The organism is Serinicoccus chungangensis (assembly GCF_006337125.1).
Taxonomy (GTDB): Bacteria; Actinomycetota; Actinomycetes; order Actinomycetales; family Dermatophilaceae; genus Ornithinicoccus; species Ornithinicoccus chungangensis.
In genome coordinates, this window is record NZ_CP040887.1 from 1,757,698 (window position 1) to 1,782,653 (window position 24,956).

Here is a 24,956-nt window from a genome sequence, read left to right on the forward strand (position 1 = left end):
GTCACGTCCTCTCGTCGGCGGTGTGGTCGGTGGGGTCTGGTGGTGCGGGGGTCCTCGGTATGACGAACGGCGGCGCACTCGCTCTTTCTTCCGCACTCGGCGGTGCGGTCCCGAGGGCGCCGATCGGCACGAAGGTGGTGCACACGTGCTCGCCCCCGGCCAGGGTCGCCAGCCGCTGGACGTGCACGTCGAGGATGCGGGCGATGGCCTTGGTCTCGGCCTCGCAGAACTGGGGGAACTCGGTCGCCACCTCGCGCACCGGGCAGTGGCCCTGGCACAGCTGCAGGCCGGCGAGCCCGGTGCCCTCCCCCACGGGGCGGGCCGAGGCGGCATACCCCTCGTGGGAGAGCGCCTTGGCCAGCGCGGCCGTGCGCGTCTGCAGGTCGTCGGTCCCGGCGTCGGCGAGGGCACGGTCGACGGCCACCCGCAGCCGCTGCTCGAGCTGCTCGATCTGCGCCTCGGCGAAGGACTCGACCGCCGCGACCCCGACCCGGTCGGCGAGGTAGTGCAGCGCGGCGTTCGCCACCCCGTCGTAGCTGGTCCGGAACTGCTCCTGCCCCAGGGCGGTGAGGACGTAGGCCCGCGCGGGTCGGCCGCGGCCCCGCCGGCCGGGCACCGGCCCGTCGTGCTCGGCGATGAGCCCGGCCTCGTCGAGGGCGTCGAGGTGGCGGCGGACGGCAGCGGGGGTCAGCCCGAGCTCCTTGGCCAGCGCGCTGGCGGTCACCGGCGCCCGCTCCCCCACGGCGCGACGCACGCGGTCCCGGGTCCGGGACTCGTCGTGCACCTCCGCCATGGCGTCGGGCACCTGCGTGATATTCACCATGTCAGTGTGACGTATTCGCGCGCCGGGTGCCAAGGTAGGGCACCCTCACCCTCGGCGGCGTCCCCGGTCAGTCCGACCAGCGCAGGAGCCGGCGCGCGGACCACCCCGCGAGCAGACCCCAGAGCAGCAGGACCACGAGCGCGCGGAGGTTCCAGGCGCCCAGCACGAAGGCGTCGCGCAGGGCGTCCCCGAGGGCCGCGGTCGGGAGCAGGGAGAGCACGGCCCCGCCCGGGAGGACGGCCGCCGGGAGGACGGTCCCGCCGAACCCGGCCAGCAGCACCCACACCAGGTTGGCCAGCGCGAGGACCGCCTCGGCCCGCAGCGCCCCGCCCAGGCAGGCGGCGAGCGACACCAGGGCCAGCGCGCCCAGGACGACGGCGACCACCGCCGGCAGCAGACCGGCCACGTCCGGGCGCCAGCCGAGGGCGCCCGCGACCACACCGATGAGCAGGAGCTGCACGGCCAGCACCAGGAGGACGGCCGTCGTCTTCGCGAGGAGCAGGCCACCGCGGCCGAGCGGGGTCGTGCCCAGCAGCCGCAGGACGCCCCAGCGGCGCTCGAACCCCAGCAGGATGGCCTGGCCGGTGAAGGCGGTGGACAGCACGGTGAGGGCGAGGACCCCGGGGGCGAGGACGTCGATGCGGGCGGCGTCGGACCACCGTCCGACCGCCAGCTGGGGGGCGCTCACGAGGCTGAGCGCGACGAGGGCGAGCACGGGGAGCACGACCGAGACCAGCAGCTGCTCGCCGTGGCGCAGCAGCCCGAGCGCCTCGAACCTCGCCTGCGCCAGGACCCGACGGGCGGGGGGTGCCTCGTGCCGCGGGGCGGCCGCGCCGGCGGCCGTCACCGGGACACCCCGTCGGTCAGCGCGAAGTAGGCCTCCTCGAGGCCCGCGGCCCCGGCACCGGAGCAGACCTCGTCGACGCTGCCCGCGGCCGCCACCCGGCCGTCGACGACGACCGCGACCCGGTCGGCCAGCCGCTCGGCCTCCTCGAACGAGTGCGTCGTCACCACCGTGGCGGTCCCGTGCGCGGCCACCTCGCGCAGCAGCACGTGCACCTCGCGGCGCGCGTGGGTCCAGGCCGGCGGTGGGCTCGTCGAGGAAGACGACCTCCGGCGCCCCCACCAGCGCGGCGGCGAGGGCGACCCGCTGCCGCTGGCCCCCGGAGAGCCGGCGGACCGTGGTGCGCTCGAACGCCGGGATGCCGAGACGTCCGGCCAGCTCCCCGACGTCGACCGGCCGGGAGTACAGCCGGGCCAGGTGCGGCAGGAGCGCGCGCGGCGTGACCGCCTGCGGCAGCCCGCCGTCCTGCAGCATGACGCCCACGCGGTCCCGGTGGGCGGCCCCCGCGCCGTAGGGGCGCTGCCCGAGCACCCGCGCCTCCCCCGAGTCCGGCGGCTGCAGGCCGACGGCGATCTCGACGGCGGTCGTCTTGCCGGCCCCGTTGGGGCCCAGGACGCAGGTGACCTCACCGTGGCGGGCCGACAGCGTCAGCCCCCGCAGCGCGGTGGTCGCCCCGAAGCTGCGGGTCAGGTCGCGCAGCTGGACGGCGTCCGGGCGGGCCTCGCCCTCGCTCACCGCTGCCGCTCGCGCTCGCGCGCCGCCGCCACGTCCTGCCCGGCGTCCTCGACGCGGGCGGGGGCGGGGGCGCTGACGGCATACATCGTGTGGACGGTCATCGCCGTCACCGCGATGAGGGTCGCCGCGCCGACCAGGTGCAGGGCCACCGCGGCCACCGGCAGCCCGGTGAAGAACTGGTAGTAGCCGACGGCACCCTGGGCCAGCAGGACGGCCGAGAGCACGAGCAGCATCCGGCGCACGACCCGCGGCCACCCCAGGGTGGAGGCGCTCACCAGGGCGGCACCGGTGGTCAGCACGAGGACGTAGACCGGGACGACGTGGGCCCTCGTCACGAGGTAGGCGTCGAAGGTGTGCCGCGCCACCTCGCCGGAGTCCCCGGAGTGCGGGCCGGTGCCGGTGACGAGGGTGCCGAGGTAGACGGCGAGGGCGGCGCTCACCGCGATGACGGCGGCGAGCGCGCGGATGGCCCGGCGCCCGGTGCGGACCTGGCCGGGACGCTGCGCCCGGGCCGCCCGGGGCAGGCTCGCCCGACGGCTCCGCACGACCAGCAGGGACCCCAGCGCGATGAGCACCCCCGAGACCAGGAAGTGGACCCCGACGACCCAGGGGTTGAGCCCGGTGAGGACGGTGACGCCACCGAGGACCGCCTGCAGCGGGATGCCCAGCCCCATGAGCAGGGCGAGGACGAACAGGTCGCGGTGCTCGCGCCGGAGCCGCCAGACGGCCAGGAAGGTGAGGATCGCGATGGCGGCCAGGAGGAAGGTCAGGACGCGGTTGCCGAACTCGATGACGCCGTGCACCCCCATCTCCGGCGTGTTGGTCCACGACGCGTCCGTGCAGCGGGGCCACGTGGGGCAGCCCAGCCCGCTGCCGGTGAGGCGCACCAGACCTCCGGTGAGGACCAGCAGGGAGTTGGCCAGCAGCGAGGCGAGCGCCATGACGCGGAGCCACCGGCCGGGACTGCGCGGCAGCAACCGCCCCACCAGGGACGGCGCAGCCGGGGCCGGCGCCGGGTCGCGGTCGAGGGACGCCGTCATGACAGCGGGAGGTGCAGCAGCGGGTCGACCGCGACCGCGAGGAACAGGAGGGTGAGGTAGCTGATGGAGAAGTGGAACAGCCGCATCGCGCCCAGCGGGGGCCCGGTCACCCCGGCGCGGGCGCGGGAGAGCAGCCGGTGCGACTCGACGACGAAGACGCCGCCGGCGACCACCGCGACGACGGTGTAGATCCACCCCATGGGGGCCACCGGGACCAGGACGAGAGAGGTGAGGACGGTGACCCACGCGTAGACGACCACCTGCCGGCCGACGGCGATGTCCTCGGCCACCACCGGCAGCATCGGCACCCCGGCGGCGGCGTAGTCCTCCTTGAAGCGCATGGACAGCGGCCAGTAGTGCGGCGGGGTCCAGAAGAAGACCACGAGGAAGAGCACCAGCGCCGCCCAGGACAGGCTGCCGGTGACCGCGGACCACCCGATGAGCACCGGCATGCACCCGGCGACGCCGCCCCAGACGATGTTCTGGCTCGTCCGCCGCTTGAGCACGATCGTGTAGAAGACGACGTAGAGCAGGATCGCCCCCAGGGCGAGCGCCGCCGACAGGAGGTTGACCACGAGGCCCAGCCACACGACCGAGGCCACCCCGAGCACCCCTCCGAAGACCAGGGCCGCCCGGGGAGAGACGGCCCCGGTGACGAGAGGTCGCGTCGAGGTCCGGTGCATCTGCGCGTCGATGTCACGGTCGAGGAAGCAGTTGAGGACGTTGGCCGAGGCGGCGGCGAGGGTGCCTCCGACGAGGGTCGCCACGATGAGCCACACCGGCGGGACGCCGCGCTCGGCGAGGAACATGACGGGGAAGGTCGTGACGAGCAGGAGCTCGATGATCCGCGGCTTGGTCAGGGCGACGTAGTCCGCGACCACCTGCCGCCAGCCCCGTCCTCCCTGCTCCTCGGCCGTGCTCCCGGGCCGCGGCCGTCCGGGACGGCCAGGACGGGGGTCGAGCGTGGTCACGGCATCCTTCGTGGGGTCGCGGTGCAGGTCGGGCGCCGGACCGGTGGGGGCTGCCGGCGCGTCCTCCATCGTAGCCGCCCGCCCGAGTGCCCGGCGCCCGGGATCGGCGGTGGGCCACCCGGCTCGCGTGCGGCAGCACAGGGACTAAGGTCGGGGTGTACCGGGGCGTCCTCGCGCCGCCCTGACGACACGTGCCCACGCACCATCAGGAGATGAACCAGTGACCACCTCCACCGAGAACCTCACCGCCGGTCGGGACAGCTCCCTGGCCCGCCCCGTCCACGCGCAGGTCGGCTGGACCGATGCGGACGTGCGCGCGGTGGACACCGCTCGCCTGCTCGCCGCCGACGCCGTGGAGAAGTGCGGCAGCGGCCACCCCGGCACCGCCATGAGCCTGGCGCCGCTGGCCTACCTCCTCTACCAGAACGTCATGGTCCACGACCCCTCCGACCCGCACTGGCTGGGCCGGGACCGGTTCGTGCTGTCGGCCGGGCACTCCTGCCTGACCCAGTACGTCCAGCTCTACCTCTCCGGCTACGGCCTGGAGCTGGAGGACCTGCAGCAGCTGCGCACCTGGGGGTCGGCGACCCCCGGGCACCCCGAGGTCCACCACACCACCGGCGTCGAGATGACCACCGGCCCGCTGGGGTCGGGGCTCGCCTCGGCCGTGGGGCTGGCCATGGCGCAGCGTCGGCAGCGGGGCATGCTCGACCCGGACGCCGCTCCCGGGGAGTCCCCCTTCGACCACCAGATCTGGGTCATCGCGTCCGACGGCGACATCATGGAGGGCGTCACGTCCGAGGCGAGCTCGCTGGCCGGCCACCAGGAGCTGTCCAACCTCACCGTCATCTACGACCAGAACTTCATCTCCATCGAGGACGACACCGACATCTCGTTCAGCGAGGACGTCGCGCGTCGCTACGAGGCGTACGGGTGGGCGACCGAGGTCGTGGACTGGCGCGACCAGGCCCCCTACACCGAGAACATCGACGAGCTGTACGCCGCGCTCCAGGCGGCCCGCGCCCGGACCGACCGCCCGACGCTGGTCCTGCTGCGCACCATCATCGCCTGGCCGGCCCCCGAGGCCCGGGACACCGGTGCCGCGCACGGCTCCGCCCTCGGCGCCGAGGAGGTCTCGGCGACCAAGCAGCTGCTTGGTTTCGACGCCCGCCGCACCTTCGCCGTCGAGGACGAGGTCCTGAGCCACGCGCGCCGGGTGGGTGAGCGGGGCGCCGAGGCGCACGCGGCCTGGGAGACGCGCTTCCAGGCCTGGCGCGAGGCCAACCCGGAGCGGGCGCAGCTGCTCGACCGGCTCCGGAGCCACGAGCTGCCCGAGGGCCTGGACGCAGCCATCCCGACCTTCCCCGCTGACGAGAAGGGGATGGCCACGAGGAAGGCGTCCGGCGAGGTCCTCAACGCTCTCGCCGACGTGATGCCCGAGCTGTGGGGCGGCTCCGCCGACCTGGCCGGGTCCAACAACACGACCATGTCGAACGTCCCCTCGTTCGTGCCGAGCGGCAAGTCCACCGAGATGTTCCCGGGTGACGAGTACGGCCGCACGCTGCACTTCGGCATCCGCGAGAACGCCATGGGGATGATCCTCAACGGCATCTGCCTCGAGGGCCTGACCCGGCCCTACGGCGGCACCTTCCTCACCTTCTCCGACTACATGCGCCCGTCGCTGCGCCTGGCCGCCATCCAGCAGGCCAACCCCGTCTACGTCTGGACGCACGACAGCATCGGCCTGGGTGAGGACGGCCCGACCCACCAGCCGGTCGAGCACCTGGCGGCGCTGCGCGCCATCCCGGGCCTGGACGTCATCCGCCCGGCGGACGCCAACGAGACCGCCGTGGCCTGGCGCACCGTGCTGGGGATCACCGACCACCCGGCGGCCCTGGTCCTGAGCCGGCAGAACCTGCCGGTCTTCGACCGGGACCGGATGGGCCCCGCCGCGGGCACCGCCCGTGGTGCCTACGTGCTGCTCGAGGCCGAGGGCGGGACCCCCGACGTCATCCTCGTCGGGACCGGGTCCGAGGTGCAGCTCGCCGTCGAGGCGCGCGAGCAGCTCGAGGCCGAGGGCATCCACGCCCGGGTCGTCTCGATGCCCTGCCGCGAGTGGTTCAGCACCCAGGACCGCGCCTACCGCGAGGAGGTGCTGCCGCCCACCGTGCGGGCCCGCGTCAGCGTCGAGGCGGCGGTCGGTCAGGGGTGGCGCGAGGTCGTCGGTGACGCCGGTCGGCTCATCAGCCTCGAGCACTACGGTGCCTCCGCCGACTACCAGACCCTCTACCGCGAGTTCGGCATCACCGCCGAGGCGGTCGCCGCTGCGGCCCGCGACTCGATCCAGGACGCCGACGGCGCGCCCGTCCCCGGTGGTGCCGAGGTGCCCGACGACGGCGGCTCCGAGACCGTCGGCGCCTGACCCGCAGCGACCACCCTGCCTACCACCATCTGAGGAGTGTCATGACCGACCACGCCCGCACCACCCTCCACGACCTGGCCGACGCCGGGGTCTCCGTCTGGCTGGACGACCTGAACCGTCCGATGATCTCCTCCGGGGAGCTGCAGTCCTACGTCGACCGCGGTGTCCTCGGGATCACCACCAACCCCACCATCTTCGCGGCCGCGCTGGCCGAGGGGGAGGCCTACTCCGACCAGGTCCGCGACCTGTCGGCCGACGGCGCCGACGTGGACAGCACGGTCTTCGCGCTGACCACCGACGACGTCCGCAACGCCTGCGACGTCATGCTGCCGGTCTACGAGAGCACCGGCGGTGTCGACGGCCGCGTGTCCATCGAGGTGGACCCGGGCGCCGCCAAGGACACCGAGCGGACCGTGCAGATCGCGCAGCAGCTGTGGTCCACCGTGGACCGCCCCAACCTGTTCATCAAGATCCCGGCCACCGTCGAGGGCCTGCCGGCGATCACCCAGACGCTGGCCAGCGGCATCAGCGTCAACGTGACCCTCATCTTCTCCCTCGACCGCTACCGCGGGGTCATGAACGCCTACCTCACCGGTCTCGAGCAGGCCCGCGAGCAGGGACGTGACCTGTCCTCCATCCACTCCGTGGCGAGCTTCTTCGTCTCGCGCGTGGACGGCGAGATCGACTCCCGCCTGGAGGAGATCGGCACCGACGAGGCGCTCGCGCTGCGCGGCCGCGCCGGTCTGGCGAACGCCCGGCTGGCCTACCAGGCCTTCGAGGAGGTCTTCGGCACCCCGCGCTGGCAGAATCTCGCCGACGACGGCGCCCACCTGCAGCGGCCGCTGTGGGCCTCCACCGGGGTGAAGAACCCGGACTACGAGGACACGATGTACGTCACCGGGCTCGTGGCTCCGCACACCGTCAACACCATGCCGGCCAAGACCCTCGAGGCCACCGTCGACCACGCCGAGCTCCAGGGCGACACGGTGACCGGCGCCTACGCCGAGGCGCAGCAGGTGCTCGACGACCTGGAGCGGGTGGGCGTGTCCTACACCGACGTCGTCGAGCAGCTCGAGGTCGAGGGCGTGGACAAGTTCGAGAAGTCCTGGTCCGAGCTGCTCGGCACCGTGCAGGACGAGCTGGACAAGGCCGGCCAGGGTGGGAGCGGGCAGGAGGGCTCCCGGTGAGCGCCCTCGCGGTCCAGGCCCTGGGCGCCGCCGCGGAGGCGGTCGAGCGCCACCTGCCCGGTCTCGTCGAGGAGGCCGTGGCCTCACGGCTCTTCGCGCGCGACGCCACGCTCTGGGGACCCGAGGCCGAGTCCGAGGCGGCCATCAGGCTCTCCTGGGTCGGGCTGCACCGCAGCTCGCGTCCGCTCGTGGGGGAGGTCGAGGCACTGCGCGAGCAGCTGCGCGAGCGCGGTGTCCGGCGCGTCGTGCTGTGCGGCATGGGCGGCTCGTCCCTCGCGCCCGAAGTCATCACGGGCACCGCCGGCGTCGAGCTGGTGGTCCTGGACAGCTCGGACCCCCACATGGTCCGGTCGGCCCTCGAGGAGGACCTCGCCGCCAGCGCCGTGGTGGTCTCCTCCAAGTCCGGGTCCACCCTGGAGACGGACAGCCAGCGGCGTGCCTTCGTGCACGCCTTCACCGAGGCCGGCATCGACCCGACCGAGCGGATCGTCATCGTCACCGACCCGGGCAGCCCGCTCGACGAGCAGGCGCGGGCCGACGGCTACCGCGTGGTGAACGCCGACCCGGAGGTCGGTGGCCGCTACTCGGCCCTCACCGCCTTCGGCCTCGTGCCCTCCGGGCTGGCCGGCGCCGACATCGGCGCCCTGCTCGACGAGGCGGAGGAGGTGGCCGACCTGCTGGCCGAGGACGACGAGGCCAACCCCGGCCTGCGGCTCGGAGCCGCGCTGGCCGGGACCCGGCCGCTGCGGGACAAGCTGCTCTTCACCGATGCGGGCTCGGGCATCGCCGGGCTCGCGGACTGGGCCGAGCAGCTCATCGCCGAGTCGACCGGCAAGCAGGGCACCGGCGTGCTCCCCGTCGTGACCCCGGCGGGTGGATCCCCCACCGACGGCCTGGACAGCACCGACGACTGCACGGTCGTCGTCCTGTCCCCGCAGGACCAGGAGGAGCCCCCCGCCGTCGACGGCGCCGGCTCCGTGGTCGGGGTCTCCGGGTCGCTGGGTGCCCAGCTGCTGCTGTGGGAGGTCGCCACCGCGGTGGCCGGCCGCCTCCTGGGCATCAACCCCTTCGACCAGCCCGACGTCGAGAGCGCCAAGCAGGCGGCGCGGGAGATCATGGAGGACGGCGCGGACGGCGCGGGCGACCCCGACCTCGTCGACGACGCGGTGGAGATCCGTGCCGGCGGCGACGGGTGGATGCCGGAGGGTGTCAGCACCCTCGAGGGCGCGGTCGACGCGCTGCTGGACCAGCTGGACCCCCGCAGCGGCTACCTCTCCCTCATGGTCTACCTGGACCGGGTGGAGCACGCCGACCTCGCCCAGGTGCAGGGGGGCCTCGTCCGGCGGACCGGTCGGCCCGTCACCTTCGGCTGGGGACCCCGCTTCCTGCACTCGACCGGGCAGTACCACAAGGGCGGTCCCGCCCAGGGCGTCTACCTGCAGGTGACCGGTGCGCCCGGTGAGGACCTGCCGGTGCCGGGCAAGGACTTCACCTTCGGGGAGTTCATCGCGGCCCAGGCCGCGGGTGACGCGGGCGTGCTGGTCGAGCACGGTCGTCCCGTCCTGCGGCTGCACCTCACCGACCAGGCGCGGGGGCTGGCCCAGCTGCGCGCCGCGCTCGCGCGGTGAGCGACACCGGACCCGCCCCGGTCACCCCCGACGTCAACCCGCTGAGGGATCCCGACGACAAGCGTCTCCCGCGCATCGCCGGCCCGTGCAGCATGGTGATGTTCGGGGTGACGGGTGACCTCGCGCGCAAGAAGCTCATGCCCGCCATCTACGACCTGGCCAACCGTGGCCTGCTGCCGCCGGGCTTCTCCCTGGTGGGTTTCGCCCGCCGGGACTGGGCGGACCAGGACTTCGCCAAGGTCGTGCACGACTCGGTCCGCCGCCACGCCCGCACCGAGTTCCGCGAGGAGGTGTGGCGCTCCCTCGCCGAGGGGTTCCGGTTCGTCCCGGGCGCCTTCGACGACCCCGACGCCTTCGAGCTGCTCGCCCGCACGGTGCGCGCCCTCGACGAGGAGCGCGGGACCGGGGGCAACCACGCGTTCTACCTCTCCATCCCCCCGTCCTGGTTCGCGGCGGTGTGCACCCGCCTCCAGGAGTCCGGGCTGTCGGACCCCAGCCCTGGCACCTGGCGCCGCGTGGTCATCGAGAAGCCGTTCGGCCACGACCTGGAGAGCGCCCAGGAGCTCAACGAGATCGTCGAGGGGGTCTTCCCTCCCGACTCGGTCTTCCGGATCGACCACTACCTCGGCAAGGAGACGGTCCAGAACATCCTGGCGCTGCGCTTCGCCAACCAGCTCTTCGAGCCGGTCTGGAACGCCAACTACGTGGACCACGTGCAGATCACCATGGCCGAGGACATCGGCATCGGCGGGCGCGCCGGCTACTACGACGAGGTGGGCGCCGCCCGCGACGTCATCCAGAACCACCTCCTGCAGCTGCTGGCCCTGACCGCGATGGAGGAACCGGTGGCGTTCACGGCCGACGCGGTGCGCGCCGAGAAGGAGAAGGTGCTCGCGGCGGTGCGCCTCCCGGAGGACCTCGACGCGGCGACCGCCCGCGGACGGTACGCCGAGGGCTGGCAGGGCACCGAGAAGGTGCGCGGCTACCTCGACGAGGACGGTGTCGACGAGGGTCACCACACCGAGACCTATGCCGCCCTCAAGGTCGACGTGCGGACGCGCCGGTGGGCGGGAGTGCCCTTCTACCTGCGCACCGGCAAGCGCCTGGGCAAGCGGGTCACCGAGATCGCGGTGGTCTTCCGCCGAGCCCCGCACCTGCCCTTCAGCTCGACCGCGACGGAGGAGCTCGGGGCGAACGCCATCGTCATCCGGGTGCAGCCGGACGAGGGGATGACCATGCGCTTCGGCTCGAAGGTGCCCGGCAGCCAGATGGAGGTGCGCGACGTGTCGATGGACTTCGGCTACGGCTCCTCCTTCACCGAGTCCAGCCCGGAGGCCTACGAGCGCCTCATCCTCGACGTGCTGCTGGGTGAGCCGCCGCTCTTCCCCCGGCACGCCGAGGTCGAGCAGTCCTGGCGGATCCTCGACCCGGTCATCGAGCACTGGCAGCGGCAGGGCGCCCCGCCGCAGGACTACGCCGCAGGGACCTGGGGACCGGCCGTCGCCGACGACCTCATGCGACGTGACGGACGGGAGTGGAGGCTGCCATGATCGTGGACCTTCCCAGCTGCAGCGCGGCGGACGTCGCCAAGAACCTCGTCCGCCTCCGCAACGACGTCGGGGCGATGGCCATGGGGCGGGTGCTCACCCTGCTCGTCGTCGTGGACGAGCAGGAGGCCGACGAGGCGGTCGACGTCGCCACGCGGGCGACGCGCCAGCACCCGGCACGGATCCTCGTGGTCGTCTCCGCCAACGCGCGGGGACGCGGGCGCCTGGACGCCCAGATCCGGGTCGGCGGCGACGCCGGTGCCTCGGAGATCGTCGTGCTGCGTCTCTACGGTGAGCTCACCCGCCACGGCAGCTCGGTGGTGACGCCGTTGCTCCTGCCCGACTCCCCCGTGGTCGCCTGGTGGCCGGGCCGGGTCGAGGCGGACGTGGCCGGATCCGCGCTCGGTCGGATGGCGCACCGGCGCATCACCGACGCGGCGAGCTCCCCGGACGTCGGGTCCGCCACCCAGCTGCGCCGACGCGCCAAGCACTACCAGCCGGGAGACACCGATCTCGCCTGGACCCGGGTGACCCGCTGGCGCGCCCTGCTGGCGGCCGCGCTGGAGAGCGAGCCGTTCGAGCCGGTGCGCTCCGTGACGGTGGCCGGTGAGGCGGACCACCCGAGCTGCGACCTGCTCGCCGGCTGGCTGGCGGCCTCGCTGCGCTGCCCGGTCGAGGTGGTCCGCACACCGGCGGGCTCCGGGCTGCAGAGCGTGCGGCTCGACCGTTCCTCCGGCCCGATCGACCTGGTGCGCAGCGACGACGGGGCAGACACCGCCACCTTGACGGTGCCGGCCAGCCAGCCGCGCCTGGTGGCGTTGCACTCGCCCTCGACCTTCGAGGCGTTGACCGCCGAGCTGAGGCGGCTGGACCCCGACGAGGTCTACTCCCGGGCCCTGTGCACCGGTCTGCCCGTCGTCCGTCGCGGGGGCACCCGCTCGGCTGCTGCGCGAGCCGGGGCCATCGCCGCCGGTCCGGCCGAGGTCGACGGGGCCGGGCGGTCGGCCGTCGGCAGCCGCTCCCTGGAGCGGGTGGACGAGCCGCAGGACTCCCCCGGCGCCGGCGCGGTCGAGGAGGCCGTGCAGGAGGGCCTGGCGCAGACCGAGGACGCCGCGACCCAGGACGGGTGAGCACCGTCGCGCCGGCGCCGCCCGCGGCGGGCGCGCGCCGGTCCTAGCCCGGGGTGCCGCTGCCGACGCCGCGTTCGCGCATCCTGGTCAGGGCCTCGTCCAGCAGCGCCGCGCCGTCGGAGTCGCTGCGGCGCTCCTTCACGTAGGCCAGGTGCGTCTTGTAGGGCTCGGTCCGTGGCGCCTCCGGAGGGGTGCCCCGGTCCCGCCCGGCCGGCAGCCCGCACCGTGGGCAGTCCCAGGTGTCCGGGATGTCGACCTCGCCGTCGTCCGCGAAGCTCGGGCGCGTCTCGTGACCGTGCGCGCACCAGTAGCTGATGCGGATCCGGGGTGCGGTGTCCCCCCGCTCGCTCTCCCCCATCGGACCCGAGCCGACCCGTGAGCCGCGGATGGCATTCGTGTTGACCATGGTGCCTCGTTTCGCCGGACGCTACGTCAGGGCCACCCTACGCCCTCGGCAGCTGTCCGAGGAGGAGGCGGCCGACGCAGGTCGACGCGTCACCTCAGCCCGGCCCCCGGACCCCTCCGGTCAGCTGAAGCGGACCAGGACGCCGAGGCCCACGATGACCGAGACCCAGACGAGCGCCATGGCCACGGTGATCCGGTTGAGGTTGCGCTCGGCGACCGAGCTCCCCCCGAGGCTGCTGCTCATGCCTCCGCCGAACATGTCCGACATGCCCCCGCCCCGGCCCTTGTGCATGAGGATGAGCAGCACCAGGAAGCAGCTGGTGATCACCAGCAGGGCGTCCAGGAACCAGCGGACGTACTCCACGTGGGCACAACCTTGTCGTCGAGAGGGGCGGCGGACTGGTGCCCCGGCGGTCGAACCGCCAGAGCACCAGACAGCCTAACCGACGGGGGGTCGGCGGGACGAACCGCCGCGCGGTCAGCCGGCCGAGCCCGCGTGGGCCCGGTAGCGACAGATGGAGGCGAAGTCGTCCACGGAGAGCGAGGCACCGCCCACCAGCGCGCCGTCGACGTCCGGACGCTGCATGAGCTCGGCGACGTTGCCCGGCTTGACCGATCCGCCGTAGAGCACCCGCAGGGCACCTGCCGTGGCGTCGTCGGCCAGCTCGGCGACGGCGGCCCGGATCGCCGCACACACCTCCTGGGCGTCGTCGGGGGTGGCCACCTCCCCGGTGCCGATCGCCCAGACGGGCTCGTAGGCGACGACGACGCGGGAGACCTGCTCGGCGTCCAGACCGTCCAGGGCCGCCCGCAGCTGCGCGACCACGTGGTCGACGTGGTCACCGGACCGCCGGACCTCCAAGGGCTCCCCGACGCACAGGATCGGCACCAGGTCGTGCCGCAGGGCGGCCCGCACCTTGGCGGCGACCAGCTCGTCCGACTCCTGGTGACCCTCCCGTCGCTCGCTGTGCCCGACGGCCACGTAGGTGCAGCCGAGCTTGGCGAGGAAGGCGCCGGAGATGTCTCCGGTGAAGGCGCCCTCGTCGTGCGGGCTGAGGTCCTGCCCGCCGTACCGGAGGAAGAGCTGGTCCCCCTGGACGAGGGTCTGCACCGAGCGCAGGTCGGTGAACGGCGGGAGCACCACGACCTCGACGTCCGCCGGGTCGTGCCGTGCGTCCCGCAGGGTCCAGTCCAGCTTCTGGACGAGGTGCGTCGCCTGCAGGTGGTCGAGGTTCATCTTCCAGTTGCCCGCCATCAGGGGCGTGCGCGTGGTGGGTCGTGTGTCGCTCATCAGTCCTCCAGCACCGACAGTCCGGGAAGGTCCTTGCCCTCGAGGTACTCCAGGCTGGCCCCACCCCCGGTCGAGATGTGGCCGAAGTCGTCCTCGGCGTAGCCGAACTCGCGGACGGCGGCGGCGGAGTCGCCCCCGCCGACGACCGTCATGGCCCCGGCGCGGGTGCGCTCCACGAGCGCCGCGGCCACGGCCCGGGTGCCGGCGGCGAACGGCTCCATCTCGAAGGCCCCCATGGGACCGTTCCAGAAGATGGTGCGCGCGTCGGCCAGCCGCTCCACGAAGTGGCGCTGCGCCTCGGGGCCGATGTCGAGGCCCATCCGGCCGGCGGGCATGGAGTCCGCCGGCACGACCTCGTGCGCGGCCTCGGCCGAGAAGTCGTCGGCCACCACGACGTCGGTGGGCAGGACGATCTCCACGCCCCGCTCCGCCGCGGTGTCGAGGTAGCCCTTCACCGTCTCCACCTGGTCCTGCTCCAGCAGGCTGGTGCCCACCTCGTGGCCCTGCGCCTTGAGGAAGGTGAAGACCATGCCCCCGCCGATGAGCAGCCGGTCGGCGACCGAGATGAGGGACTCGATGACACCCAGCTTGTCGCTCACCTTGGCACCGCCGAGGACGACGGCGTAGGGACGCTGCGGGTCCTCCCGCAGGGCGCGCATGACCTCGACCTCGGACCGGACCAGCCCACCGGCGGCGTGCGGGAGCAGCCGAGCCACGTCGTAGACGGACGCCTGGGCCCGGTGCACGACCCCGAAGCCGTCCGAGACGAAGGCGTCCGCCAGGTCGGCGAGCTGCCGGGCGAAGTCGGCCCGGTCCTCGTCGCTCTTCGCGGTCTCGCCCGGGTGGAAGCGCAGGTTCTCGAGGACGAGGACGTCGCCGTCCTCGAGCTCGGCCACCGCAGCCGCGGCACGCTCGCCCACCGTCTCCTCGACGAACGTCACCCGACCCTCGCCGTCACCCTCCAGCAGCTCCTGGAGCCGCGTCGCCACCGGGGCGAGGGAGTACTGCGGGTCGGGTGAGCCCTTCGGCCGGCCGAGATGGGCGCACACCACGACCCGGGCACCCTGCTCGCGCAGGGTGCTGATGGTCGGCACCGAGGCCCGCACCCGTCCGTCGTCGGTGATGGTCGACCCGTCCAGGGGGACGTTGAGGTCGCTGCGGACCAGGACCGTCCTCCCGGCCAGGCCTCCGAGCTCCTCGCTCAGCTGCTCGATGGTCCGCATCAGAGCGAGCTGCCCACCAGCGCGACGAGGTCGACGAGGCGGTTGGAGTAGCCCCACTCGTTGTCGTACCAGCCGACCACCTTGACCTGGTCACCGATGACCTTGGTGAGACCGGAGTCGAAGATGCAGGACGCCGGGTCGGTCTCGATGTCCTTGGACACGATCGGGTCCTCGGTGTAGGTGAGGATGCCCCTGAGCTCGCCCTCGGCGGCCTTCTTCACGGCGGCGTTGACCTCCTCCACGGTGACCTCCCGGGAGGCCTGGAAGGTGAGGTCCGTGGCCGAGCCGGTCGGGGTCGGGACGCGCAGCGCGTAGCCGTCGAACTTGCCCTTGAGCTCGGGGAGCACGAGGGCGACGGCCTGGGCGGCGCCGGTCTTGGTCGGCACGATGTTGAGCGCTGCGGCGCGGGCGCGGCGCAGGTCGCTGTGCGGGCCGTCCTGGAGGTTCTGGTCGGCGGTGTAGGCGTGGATGGTGGTCATCAGACCCTTGACGATGCCGAACTCGTCGTTGAGGACCTTGGCCATCGGGGCCAGGCAGTTCGTCGTGCAGGACGCGTTCGAGATGATCGTGTGGGCGGCCGGGTCGTAGTCCTTCTCGTTGACGCCCATGACGACCGTGATGTCCTCGTTCTTGGCCGGCGCGGAGATGATGACCTTCTTCGCCCCGCCGTCGAGGTGCGCCTTCGCCTTGGTCGCGTCGGTGAAGATGCCCGTGGACTCGACGACCACGTCCACGTCCAGCTCGCCCCAGGGCAGGGCCGCGGGGTCCTTCTCGGCGAACGCCTTGACGGCCTTGCCGTCGATCCTGATCTCGTCCTCGGTGCTCGTCACCTCTGCGCCCAGCCGGCCCAGGATGGAGTCGTACTTGAGCAGGTGGGCCAAGGTCGCGTTGTCGGTGAGGTCGTTGACAGCGACGATCTCGATGTCGGCCCCCGAGGCCAGCACGGCCCGCATGAAGTTGCGGCCGATGCGACCGAAGCCGTTGATCCCTACGCGGACGGTCATGGAGGACACCCTTCTTCGTTGGTTGGTCGGCGGCAGATGGTTGCGTGCCGCTCGTCGGTCAGACGCCGTCGTCCAGCCCCCAACCTATCGGCCGCGACCGCGGCGCACCACATCGGCCGGACCCGACGTCAGTCCTCCAGCATGTCCGGCGTGATGTTGGCCTCGGTCCCGTCGACGCCGAGCTCCTCGGCCCGCTTGTCGGCGAGCGCGAGCAGCCGTCGTATGCGCCCGGCGACCGCGTCCTTGGTCATCGGCGGGTCGGCCAGCTGGCCCAGCTCCTCCAGGCTGGCCTGCTTGTGCTCCAGGCGCAGCTCACCGGCCACCCGGAGGTGGTCGGGGACGTCGTCCCCCAGGATCTCCATGGCCCGCTCCACCCGGGCCCCGGCGGCGACGGCCGCCCGGGCCGAGCGGCGCAGGTTGGCGTCGTCGAAGTTGGCGAGCCGGTTGGCCGTCGCCCGCACCTCGCGCCGCATGCGGCGCTCCTCCCAGGCGAGGACCGCGTCGTGGGCGCCCAGCCGGGTGAGCATGGCCCCGATGGCGTCGCCGTCCCGGATGACGACCCGGTCGACACCGCGCACCTCGCGCGCCTTGGCCTGGACCCGCAGCCGCCGCGCCGCCCCGACGAGCGCGAGCGCCGCCTCGGGTCCGGGGCAGGTGACCTCCAGGGCGGACGACCGACCGGGTTCGGTGATGGACCCGTGGGCGATGAAGGCGCCGCGCCAGGCGGCCTCCGCGTCGCACGCGGCCGCTCCGACGACCCGGGGGGGCAGCCCGCGGACGGGCCGCCCCCGGTGGTCGATGAGCCCCGTCTGGCGGGCCAGCGCCTCACCGTCGGACGTGGCGCGCACGACATACCTCGTCTGCTTGCGCAACCCCCCGGGGCTCATGACGACGAGCTCGCTGCTGGAGCCGTAGACCTCCGCCATGAAGGTCCGCAGCCGCCGGGCGCTCTGCGCGGTGTCCAGCTCGGCCTCGATGACGATGCGTCCCCCGACGATGTGCAGCCCCCCGGCGAAACGCAGCATGGTCGAGACCTCCGCCTTGCGGCAGCAGGTCTTGGTGACGGGCAGCCGGCTGAGCTCGTCCTTGACCTTCGCGGTCATCGCCACAGCACTCATCCTCCTCGCTCGGCCGGTCGCGGGCGCCGGGGCGGTGTCCCCGGACAACCCCGGAAGGTTATCTGCTGGGGGCGGTGCGGCGCTCACAGCCCCTGCTCCGAGATCACGTCGCGGTAGGCCGCGGCCAGCCGCAGGGTGTCGTGGACCCCGGGACGGCCCGGGCTGCCCACGGCCGTCAGCACCAGGCGGCCGCCGACCCGCTCGACCGCCGAGTCCAGGGCCACCCGCTCCGCGGACGAGCGCACCACCTGGGGGTCGGCGATGACGTGGTCGAAGGTGAGCTCGGGCGCGTGGGCGGCGATGGCTCCGACGTGCTCGGCCAGGCTGTAGCCGTTCGCCTCGTCGTCGCTGAGGCTGACGTTGAGGGTGAGGATCCGTCGCGCCGGGGTGTCGCACAGCGCCTGGCGCAGCTCGGGGACGAGCAGGTGCGGCATGACGGAGGTGAACCACGACCCGGGTCCGAGGACCACCAGGTCGGCGAGCTTGATCGACTCGAGGGCCTCCGGGCAGGCCTGCGGAGCCTCCGGGATGAGGCGCACCGACCGCACCACCCCAGGCTGGCGAGCCACCGTCGACTGCCCGCGGACCGTGCTCCGGTCCACCCTGCCCGCCGGCGTCTCGGCCTCGATCACCGCCTCGATGTCCAACGGCTCCAACGCCATCGGCAGGACCCGTCCACGCGTGTTGAGCAGACGCCCGACGAGGTCGAGCCCCCGGACCTGCTCCTGCGGCCGCAGCTCCCAGAGGGCCATGATGAGCAGGTTGCCGAGCGCGTGCCCGGAGAGCTCGCCGGCGCCCCCGAACCGGTGCTGCAGGACCGCCGACCACTGGTGCCCCCAGGTCGTGTCCTCGCACAGGGCCGCCAGCGCCATCCGCAGGTCCCCCGGGGGCAGGATGTCGAACTCCTGCCGCAGCCGTCCGCTCGACCCGCCGTCGTCGGCGACCGTCACCACGGCGGTGATGGCCTCGGTGAGGTGGCGCAGGGCACGCAGCGAGGCGGCCAGGCCGTGACCGCCCCCCAGGGCCACGACGCGCGGGCCGCTCACTCGCGCCCCAGGTCCCGGTGGAAGGTCGACAGCTGCACGCCGGACTCCTCCAGGTCGGACAGCCGACGGGTGAGCTCCTCCGCCGTCGCGACCGACCGGTGCTTGCCGCCGGTGCAGCCGACGGCCACGGTGACGTAGCGACGCCCCTCGGCGAGGTAGCCCTGCATCGCTGTCCGGAGCATCTGGGCCGCGTGGTCGATGAAGCTCTGGGCCAGGTCGCTGCCGAGGACGAAGTCGCGCACGGCCTCGTCCTTGCCGGTGTGCGGGCGCAGCTCGGGGACCCAGTAGGGGTTGGGGAGGAAGCGCAGGTCGAGGACCACGTCGGCATCCAGAGGGATGCCGTACTTGAAGCCGAAGGCCATGACCGCCAGCCGGAGCCGGACGTCGGCCTCGACGTTGAGCAGCGCGTCGATCTTGGCCGAGAGCTCGTGGACGTTGTAGCTCGAGGTGTCCAGGACGAGGTCGGCGTCCGAGCGCAGGTCGCCGAGCATCCGCCGCTCCCTGCGGATGCCGTCCAGCAGCAGCCCCTCCCCCTGCAGGGGATGCGGCCGGCGGACGGCCTCGAAGCGGCGCACCAGGGTCTCGTCCGAGGAGTCGACGAACACGACCCGGGGGCGCCACCCGCGCTCGCCCAGGGTCTCCAGCGCCGCCGAGAGCTCGCTGGTGAAGTCCCGGCTGCGCACGTCGACGACCACCGCGACCCGCTGGCGCTGCGGGTCGTCGGCCGTGGTGTCCATGAGGTGGACCATCATCGAGGGCGGGAGGTTGTCCACGACGTACCAGCCGCGGTCCTCCAGGACGTCGCCCGCCGTCGTGCGGCCGGCACCGGACATGCCGGTGAGGACGACGACGTCGGTGCGGCCGGTCGCCTCGGGAGGGGTCGGCGGCTGCTCGCCCAGGTCGGATCGGCGTGAGGTCATGGTCTCTCCTCCCGTCGGTCGGGCCGGGAGAGCTGTCCGGCACGGCGCCGGGTCACTCGAGCACCTCTCCCGTGCTCAGGTTAACCGCAGGCGCTGGGCGCTCGCCGGACAGCCGCTCGTGCACCACGGCGGCCAGGGCCGGTCCGACGCCGGGGACCTCCTGGAGCTGCTCCACGGTGGCGGTCCGCACCGCCTTCACCGAGCCGAGGTGACGGAGCAGGGCCTGCTGGCGCGCGGGCCCCAGACCCGGGATGCCGTCCAGGGCGCTCGTGGTCATGCTGCGGGATCGACGCTGCCGGTGGAAGGTGTTGGCGAACCGGTGGGCCTCGTCGCGCACGCGCTGCAGGAGGTAGAGGGCCTCGCTGGTGCGGGGAAGCACGACCGGGTAGTCCTGGTCGGCGTTCCACACCTCCTCGAGCCGCTTGGCGAGCCCGATGACGGCGACGTCGGCGACGCCCACCTCGGCGAGGGCGCTCTGCGCGGCGCGGACCTGAGGGCGCCCTCCGTCCACGACGACGAGGTTGGGGGGGTAGGCGAACCTGGCCGGCCGGCCGTCCTCGTCCGCGCCGGGGGTGGGCGCGTCGGCGAGGTGCCGGAAGCGCCGGGTGAGCACCTCGTGCATCGCAGCGGTGTCGTCGCCGGTGCCCGAGCGGACGATGAACCGGCGGTACTCCCCCTTGCGCGCCAGCCCGTCCTCGAAGACGACCATGGACCCGACCACGTCGCTGCCCTGGACGTGGCTGATGTCGAAGGACTCGATCCGCAGCGGTGCGTCGTCCAGCTCCAGGACCTCCTGCAGCTCCTGCAACGCCTGCGAGCGCAGGGTGAGGTCCCCGGACCGGGCCACCTTGTGCCGCGCCAGGGCCTGCTCGGCGTTGCGCGTCACCGTCTGCATGAGGGTGCGCTTGTCACCGCGTTGAGGCACCCGGACGCCCACCCGGGCGCCGCGCAGCCCGGTGAGCCACTCCTGCACCTCCTCGTGCCCGGACGGGAGGATGGGGACGAGGACCTCCCGCGGCACGTCCTCGCCGCGCTCGGCGCCGTAGACCTGCTGGAGCAGGTGCTCGACCACCTCGGGGGTGGACTCGGCGCCCTTCTCGCTCACCCAGCCCCGCTGCCCGCGGATCCGGCCGCCGCGGACGTGGAAGACCTGCACGGCCACCTCGAGCTCGTCCTCGGCGAGGGCGTAGACGTCGGCGTCGGTCGCGTCCGACAGCACGACCGCGGAGCGTTCGAGGGCCTTGCGCAGGGCTCCGAGGTCGTCCCGCAACCGGGCCGCGGTCTCGAAGTCCAGGTCGGCCGAGGCCCGACGCATGCGCTGCTCCAGGTCGCGCACGAAGCGCGCGCTGTCGCCGGCCATGAAGGCGCAGAAGTCCTCGGCGATGGCACGGTGCTCCTCCGGGTCGACCCGGCCGACGCAGGGGGCGGAGCACTTGTCGATGTAGCCCAGGAGGCACGGACGGCCCACCTGCTCCGCCCGGCGGAAGACCCCTGCGGAGCAGGTGCGGACCGGGAAGACGCGCAGCAGCGTGTCCATCGTCTCCCGGATGGCCCAGGCATGGGTGTAGGGGCCGAAGTAGCGGGTGCCGGGACGCTTCTTCCCGCGCATCACCTGGGCGCGGGGGATCTCCTCGCCCATGGTGACGGCGAGGTAGGGGTAGGACTTGTCGTCGCGGTACTTGACGTTGAACCGGGGGTCGAACTCCTTGATCCAGGAGTACTCCAGCTGCAGGGCCTCGACCTCGTTGCGGACGACGGTCCACTCCACGCTCGCGCCGGTGGTGACCATCTGCGCCGTCCTCGGGTGCAGCGCCCTGAGGTCCTGGAAGTAGGAGGAGAGCCGGGGCCGGAGCGAGCGCGCCTTGCCGACGTAGATGACCCGGCCGTGCTGGTCGCGGAAGCGGTAGACCCCGGGGTCCGTGGGGATCTCGCCGGGCCGGGGCCGGTAGCTGCGCGGGTCAGCCACTGATGACGACGTCGGCGCCGTCCACCGCGGCCGTCAGGGTGGCCAGCCCTTCCGTCGCCGGCCCCTGGACGACGGCTCCGTCGGCCAGGGCGAAGGCGCTGCCGTGGCACGGGCACACGAGGGTCCCGTCCTCGCCCGTGGTGGACACCATGCAGCCCTGGTGCGGGCAGGTGGCGTCGTAGGCCACCACCTCACCCTCGGTGGGCTGCCCGACGACGATGTCGGCGTCCTCGAGGAAGACGCTGCCTCCGACCGGCACGTCCGCCAGCGGCACCCTCGTCCCCCCGTCGGCCGGATCCGAGGCTGCCGGGTCCGCGTCGGCGGGGCCCGACGGGCCCGCCGCGTCCTCCTGACCCGCCGCGTCCTCCTGACCGCCCGCGCAGGCGGCCAGCGAGCCGGTGACCACCACCCCACCGCCGGCCGCCAGCAGGCGACGACGGGCCAGGGCGGGCGCGCAGGCGGGCGAGCAGCTCCCCACCGGGTGAGGCTCGAGGGGCGTCGGGGTCATGCGCTGGACCTCCGATCCAGACCGAGGACGGGTGCGAGGAAGCGACCAGTATGGCTCAGGGCCACCCGCGCGACCTGCTCGGGAGTGCCCTCGGCCACCACCTTGCCGCCGCCCCGGCCACCCTCGGGCCCGAGGTCGACGACCCAGTCGGCGGACTTGATGACGTCGAGGTTGTGCTCGATGACGAGGACGGTGTTGCCCTTGTCGACCAGGCCCTGGAGGACCCCGAGCAGCCGGCGGATGTCCTCGAAGTGCAGGCCGGTCGTCGGCTCGTCGAGAACGTAGATGGTGCGTCCCGTCGAGCGCTTCTGCAGCTCGGCGGCGAGCTTGACCCGTTGCGCCTCTCCCCCGGACAGCGTGGTGGCCGGCTGCCCCAGGCGCACGTAGCCCAGGCCCACCTGGACCAGCGTCGTGAGGTGGCGGGCCAGCACGGGGACCGCCGAGAAGAACTCCGCGGCCTCCTCGATGGGCATCTCCAGCACGTCGGAGATGGTGCGCCCCTTGAAGTGCACCTCCAGCGTCTCCCGGTTGTAGCGCTTGCCCTGGCAGACCTCGCAGGGCACGTAGACGTCGGGCAGGAAGTTCATCTCGATCTTCAGCGTGCCGTCGCCGGAGCACGCCTCGCACCGGCCCCCCTTGACGTTGAAGGAGAAGCGTCCGGGCTGGTAGCCGCGGACCTTGGCCTCGGTGGTCGTCGCGAAGAGCTTGCGGATGTGGTCGAACAGCCCGGTGTAGGTGGCCGGGTTGCTGCGGGGGGTCCGTCCGATCGGGCTCTGGTCGACGTGGACGACCTTGTCGAGCTGGTCCAGACCCTCCACCTTGCGGTGCCGGCCGGGCACGTGGCGGGCTCCGTTGAGCTGGTTGGCGAGCACCCGGTAGAGGATGTCGTTGACCAGGGTGGACTTGCCCGACCCGCTGACCCCGGTCACCGCGACCAGGTTGCCCAGCGGGAAGCCCACGTCGACCTGCTGCAGGTTGTGCTCCCGGGCGCCCCGCACCACCACCCGCCGCCCGTCCTGCGGGCGACGGTCCGTGGGCGTCTCGATGGCCTTGCGGCCGGAGAGGTACTGGCCGGTCAGGGAGGTGGGGTGCTTCAGCAGCCCGTCCACGGACCCGCTGTGCACGACGTGCCCGCCGTGCTCACCCGCGCCCGGACCGATGTCGACCACCCAGTCCGCCGTGGCGATGGTGTCCTCGTCGTGCTCCACGACGATGAGGGTGTTGCCGAGGTCGCGCAGGCGGGTCAGCGTCTCGATGAGGCGGTGGTTGTCGCGCTGGTGCAGCCCGATGCTCGGCTCGTCCAGGACGTAGAGGACCCCGACCAGGCCGGAGCCGATCTGGGTGGCCAGCCGGATCCGCTGGGCCTCGCCCCCCGAGAGCGTCCCGGCCGGGCGGTCGAGGGAGAGGTAGTCCAGACCCACGTCGAGCAGGAACCCGAGCCGGGCGTCGATCTCCCGGCTGACCTGACCCGCGATGGCTGCCTCGCGGGCGGTGTAGTCCACCGTGGAGAGGAAGTCGGCGCACTGGTCCAGCGGCAAGGCGCAGACCTCGGCGATGCTGCGCCCCCCGACGAGGATGGCGAGGATCTCCGGCTTGAGGCGCGCACCTCGGCAGGTGGGGCAGGGGACCTCCCGCATGTAGCCCTCGTAGCGCTCCCTGCTGCTCTCCGACTCGGTCTCGGCGTGCTTGCGCTTGACGTAGGGCAGCACCCCCTCGAACCCGGTGGAGTAGCTGCGCTCCCGGCCGAAGCGGTTGCGGTAGCGCACGTGCACCTTGTGCTTGTAGCCCTCGAGGATGGCGTCGCGCGCCCGCCCCGGCAGCTCCTTCCAGGGGACGTCCATGCGGAAGCCCAGGTCGTCGGAGAGCCCCCCGAGGACGCGCAGGAAGTAGTCGCTCAGCCCGGAGGCCGTCGACCACGGCACCAGCGCCCCGCCGAGGATGCTGAGGTCCTCCCGCACGACCAGCTCGGGGTCCACCTCGAGCTCGACCCCGATCCCGGTGCAGTCCGGGCAGGCGCCGAAGGGGCTGTTGAAGGAGAAGGAGCGCGGCTCGACCTCGTCGATCGACAGCGGGTGGTCGTTGGGGCAGGCCATGCGCTCGGAGAACCGCCTCTCCCGGGGGAGGGCCTCGCCGTCCTGGTCCAGCGGCGCGGGGCGGTCCCCGGCGTCGGCGCCGTCCGCGGGGACGTCGACGAACTCCGCGACCATGATGCCGCCGGCCAGCGACAGGGCCGTCTCCACCGAGTCGGTGAGCCGGCGCGCGTAGGCCCGGTCGGGGGCTCCGGACTCCGCCCCGTCACCCGCCTTGCTGACCAGACGGTCGACCACCACGTCGATGCTGTGCTTCTTCTGCTTCTCCAGGGTCGGCGGGTCGGTGAGGGTCACGAGCTGCCCGTCGACCCGGGCGCGGGCGAAGCCCTTGGACTGCAGCTCGGCGAAGAGGTCGACGAACTCGCCCTTGCGCCCCCGGACCACCGGGGCCAGAAGCTGGTAGCGGACCCCCGTCGGCAGCTGGAGCAGGCGGTCCACCACCTGCTGGGGGGTCTGCCGCTCGACCGGCTCCCCGCACACCGGGCAGTGCGGCCGACCCACCCGGGCGAACAGCAGCCTCAGGTAGTCGTAGACCTCGGTGATGGTGCCGACCGTCGACCGCGGGTTGCGGTTGGTCGACTTCTGGTCGATGGAGACCGCCGGTGAGAGGCCCTCGATGAAGTCCACGTCGGGCTTGTCCATCTGGCCGAGGAACATCCGGGCGTAGGCCGACAGCGACTCGACGTAGCGGCGCTGGCCCTCGGCGAAGATGGTGTCGAAGGCGAGCGAGGACTTGCCCGAGCCCGACAGCCCGGTGAACACGACGAGGGAGTCGCGCGGGATGTCGACCGAGACGTCACGCAGGTTGTGCTCGCGCGCGCCCTGGACGACGAGGCGGTCGTGACGGGCACGTGACACGGCGGGAGCGGGAGAGGAGGATGGCACCCCACCACTGTAGGTCCCGACCCCGACACACCTCTCGCCCGACGGCTTTTCCGCCAGGGCCAGTGCATAGGTATGCTGAACCCTGCATGAAATCGTCGCCGGGTCGTCGTCGCCCCGATCGTGTTCTCCCGGCCCGCCGCCTCCCGTGGCTGCGCGCCCCGTCCTGAAAACCG

General features: G+C 73.1%; 20 protein-coding genes. 5 read left to right on the top strand and 15 right to left on the bottom strand.

What is annotated here, in order from left to right; all coding sequences use genetic code 11:
- Position 1 precedes the first annotated feature (1 nt).
- From FHD63_RS07960 to FHD63_RS07980, 4 genes are all read right to left on the bottom strand, one after another.
- Entirely contained in the window at positions 2-823 is an 822-nt protein-coding gene (locus tag FHD63_RS07960) for a helix-turn-helix transcriptional regulator (protein WP_238705584.1), read from the bottom strand.
- A gap of 67 nt (positions 824-890) precedes the next feature.
- Positions 891-2,402: an ATP-binding cassette domain-containing protein gene (locus FHD63_RS16955; protein ID WP_338056393.1), complete on the bottom strand. Its 1,512-nt coding sequence runs from the start codon at positions 2,400-2,402 to the stop codon at positions 891-893.
- Positions 2,399-3,442, bottom strand: coding sequence for a COX15/CtaA family protein (locus FHD63_RS07975; RefSeq protein ID WP_139721558.1), 1,044 nt, complete (start codon positions 3,440-3,442; stop codon positions 2,399-2,401). Before FHD63_RS07975 ends, FHD63_RS16955 begins: the two co-directional genes overlap by 4 nt.
- Positions 3,439-4,413: a heme o synthase gene (locus FHD63_RS07980; RefSeq protein ID WP_275100567.1), complete on the bottom strand. Its 975-nt coding sequence runs from the start codon at positions 4,411-4,413 to the stop codon at positions 3,439-3,441. Before FHD63_RS07980 ends, FHD63_RS07975 begins: the two co-directional genes overlap by 4 nt.
- A gap of 220 nt (positions 4,414-4,633) precedes the next feature.
- On the opposite strand from FHD63_RS07980, the gene tkt reads away from it, so the two are divergent.
- Genes tkt through FHD63_RS08005 form a run of 5 tightly spaced genes read left to right on the top strand, consistent with a single transcriptional unit; the run spans position 4,634 to position 12,327 of the window.
- Positions 4,634-6,835 carry a transketolase gene (gene tkt / locus FHD63_RS07985; protein WP_139721561.1) on the top strand — a complete coding sequence of 734 codons (2,202 nt, stop codon included), beginning with the start codon at positions 4,634-4,636 and terminating at the stop codon, positions 6,833-6,835.
- A gap of 41 nt (positions 6,836-6,876) precedes the next feature.
- Positions 6,877-8,022 (top strand): transaldolase, encoded by a 1,146-nt coding sequence (gene tal / locus FHD63_RS07990; protein WP_139721563.1) that lies wholly within the window; start codon positions 6,877-6,879, stop codon positions 8,020-8,022.
- Positions 8,019-9,650: a glucose-6-phosphate isomerase gene (locus FHD63_RS07995; RefSeq protein WP_139721565.1), complete on the top strand. Its 1,632-nt coding sequence runs from the start codon at positions 8,019-8,021 to the stop codon at positions 9,648-9,650. The genes tal and FHD63_RS07995 overlap by 4 nt, the downstream gene beginning before the upstream one ends.
- Positions 9,647-11,200: a glucose-6-phosphate dehydrogenase gene (gene zwf, locus FHD63_RS08000; protein ID WP_139721567.1), complete on the top strand. Its 1,554-nt coding sequence runs from the start codon at positions 9,647-9,649 to the stop codon at positions 11,198-11,200. Before FHD63_RS07995 ends, zwf begins: the two co-directional genes overlap by 4 nt.
- Complete coding sequence (locus tag FHD63_RS08005; RefSeq protein WP_139721568.1) at positions 11,197-12,327, top strand: glucose-6-phosphate dehydrogenase assembly protein OpcA; 1,131 nt, start codon at positions 11,197-11,199, stop codon at positions 12,325-12,327. The genes zwf and FHD63_RS08005 overlap by 4 nt, the downstream gene beginning before the upstream one ends.
- Before the next feature lie 43 nt (positions 12,328-12,370).
- Here FHD63_RS08005 and FHD63_RS08010 read toward each other — a convergent pair whose 3' ends face one another.
- The 11 genes from FHD63_RS08010 to uvrA all read right to left on the bottom strand — a co-directional run bounded on the left by FHD63_RS08010 (position 12,371) and on the right by uvrA (position 24,756).
- Positions 12,371-12,733: an RNA polymerase-binding protein RbpA gene (locus FHD63_RS08010; protein WP_139721570.1), complete on the bottom strand. Its 363-nt coding sequence runs from the start codon at positions 12,731-12,733 to the stop codon at positions 12,371-12,373.
- 120 nt (positions 12,734-12,853) lie between these two features.
- Entirely contained in the window at positions 12,854-13,096 is a 243-nt protein-coding gene (secG, locus tag FHD63_RS08015) for a preprotein translocase subunit SecG (RefSeq protein WP_130013874.1), read from the bottom strand.
- A 114-nt stretch (positions 13,097-13,210) separates the two neighbouring features.
- Positions 13,211-14,023 carry a triose-phosphate isomerase gene (gene tpiA / locus FHD63_RS08020; RefSeq protein WP_139721572.1) on the bottom strand — a complete coding sequence of 271 codons (813 nt, stop codon included), beginning with the start codon at positions 14,021-14,023 and terminating at the stop codon, positions 13,211-13,213.
- The gene (locus FHD63_RS08025; RefSeq protein ID WP_139721574.1) at positions 14,023-15,246 is read right to left on the bottom strand and encodes a phosphoglycerate kinase; all 1,224 of its coding nucleotides are present in this window, start codon (positions 15,244-15,246) and stop codon (positions 14,023-14,025) included. Before FHD63_RS08025 ends, tpiA begins: the two co-directional genes overlap by 1 nt.
- Positions 15,246-16,250 carry a type I glyceraldehyde-3-phosphate dehydrogenase gene (gene gap / locus FHD63_RS08030; RefSeq protein WP_139721576.1) on the bottom strand — a complete coding sequence of 335 codons (1,005 nt, stop codon included), beginning with the start codon at positions 16,248-16,250 and terminating at the stop codon, positions 15,246-15,248. The genes FHD63_RS08025 and gap overlap by 1 nt, the downstream gene beginning before the upstream one ends.
- A 128-nt stretch (positions 16,251-16,378) precedes the next feature.
- Positions 16,379-17,359: a DNA-binding protein WhiA gene (gene whiA / locus FHD63_RS08035; RefSeq protein WP_139721578.1), complete on the bottom strand. Its 981-nt coding sequence runs from the start codon at positions 17,357-17,359 to the stop codon at positions 16,379-16,381.
- 92 nt (positions 17,360-17,451) lie between these two features.
- A complete protein-coding gene (locus tag FHD63_RS08040) occupies positions 17,452-18,414 on the bottom strand; it encodes a gluconeogenesis factor YvcK family protein (protein WP_139721580.1) in 963 nt (320 codons plus the stop codon).
- Positions 18,411-19,334, bottom strand: coding sequence for an RNase adapter RapZ (rapZ, locus tag FHD63_RS08045; RefSeq protein ID WP_139721582.1), 924 nt, complete (start codon positions 19,332-19,334; stop codon positions 18,411-18,413). The genes FHD63_RS08040 and rapZ overlap by 4 nt, the downstream gene beginning before the upstream one ends.
- A 52-nt stretch (positions 19,335-19,386) precedes the next feature.
- Positions 19,387-21,300: an excinuclease ABC subunit UvrC gene (gene uvrC / locus FHD63_RS08050; protein ID WP_139721584.1), complete on the bottom strand. Its 1,914-nt coding sequence runs from the start codon at positions 21,298-21,300 to the stop codon at positions 19,387-19,389.
- Complete coding sequence (locus FHD63_RS08055; RefSeq protein WP_139721586.1) at positions 21,293-21,808, bottom strand: QcrA and Rieske domain-containing protein; 516 nt, start codon at positions 21,806-21,808, stop codon at positions 21,293-21,295. Before FHD63_RS08055 ends, uvrC begins: the two co-directional genes overlap by 8 nt.
- Entirely contained in the window at positions 21,805-24,756 is a 2,952-nt protein-coding gene (uvrA, locus tag FHD63_RS08060; RefSeq protein ID WP_139721587.1) for an excinuclease ABC subunit UvrA, read from the bottom strand. The genes FHD63_RS08055 and uvrA overlap by 4 nt, the downstream gene beginning before the upstream one ends.
- Between the last annotated feature and the right edge of the window lie 200 nt (positions 24,757-24,956).